The sequence below is a fragment of the Bacillus sp. SIMBA_074 genome (assembly GCF_046534555.1).
Taxonomy (GTDB): Bacteria; Bacillota; Bacilli; order Bacillales; family Bacillaceae_G; genus Bacillus_A; species Bacillus_A mycoides.
Window position 1 is genome coordinate 1 of sequence record NZ_JAWRYM010000276.1, and the last position, 315, is coordinate 315.

1 pseudogene is annotated in these 315 nt (G+C 65.7%); it reads right to left on the reverse strand.

Annotated features, from left to right (window positions below):
* Nucleotides 1-240, reverse strand: a pseudogene (locus SB773_RS30830) (hypothetical protein); the annotation flags it as partial.
* Between the last annotated feature and the right edge of the window lie 75 nt (nucleotides 241-315).

Here is a 315-nt window from a genome sequence, read left to right on the forward strand (position 1 = left end):
GGATCCTTCGCTCCACTTCGCGTCGAGCTGCCGGAACGGGAGGTGCTCCTTCGTCACGCGGAGGTAGCGCTTCAGCGCGTCGAGCTCTCCGCCGAGTGTCGCGTTGATTCCCTGGTCGGAGATGAGAATGCGGCCCCGCAGGTTCAGCGCCTCGCACAGGGTCCGCTGCCACAGCCGGATGGCATCGGGATCGGGCAGTGGAGCGAACACGTAGTAGAGGATCACTTTCGGGACAGGCACCGCCTCATCGTAGGCGAGGCTATCCGCGACGCCCCGATCGTAGGATCGTGGAGCCTGTGAGCGCCGGAAGGGTCG